We start from the raw sequence: 602 nt of genomic DNA on the forward strand, positions 1-602 counted from the left end.
ACGGCGCAGGCGAACGACCTCGCCGGCAACCCGCTCGGCACGACGATCGCGGCCATCTACAACGCGTACAAGGGCTCGGGCGACCTCACCGGCACGCAGGCCACCTCGTACGACTCGATGATCCCCTTCGAGGAGGGCTCGGCGAACGTTGCCGGTCTCGCCGCGCACGCGGTCATCGACGGCACGCAGCTCGGCGGCCCGACGACGGGCACCGAGAACGTGATGTGCCTCTCCTGCCACCGCGCGCACGCCACGGCGTTCCCGCAGCTCTCCCGCTGGAACAACAACGCGCCCTTCGTCGCGGTCGACGGCCAGTGGCCGGGCAACGACGCCGCTGCCGGCACGGAGATGGCGAACGGCGAGTTCAACCAGGGCCTGACGCAGGCTCAGTACAAGGCGGCCATGTACGACCGCCCGGCGACGCGCTACGCCTTCTTCCAGCGCTCGCTCTGCAACAAGTGCCACGCGAAGGACTGATCGAGCCGCTGAAGCAGTCGCAGCGCATTTGACCATCAGTCCCTGCCGTCGCCGCTCGCGGGTGATCGCTCCGCGGCCGGCGACGGCGCCTCTAAACTTCCTCAACACAACCCGCACGCGCCCAT

The 602-nt window shown here is 69.1% G+C and carries 1 pseudogene; it reads left to right on the plus strand.

What is annotated here, in order from left to right:
* Nucleotides 1-477 (plus strand): annotated as a pseudogene (locus tag MNZ39_RS09820) (cytochrome C); the annotation flags it as partial.
* Nucleotides 478-602 lie beyond the last annotated feature (125 nt).

Source organism: Anaeromyxobacter sp. SG66, from assembly GCF_022690805.1.
GTDB classification, from domain to species: domain Bacteria; phylum Myxococcota; class Myxococcia; order Myxococcales; family Anaeromyxobacteraceae; genus Anaeromyxobacter; species Anaeromyxobacter soli.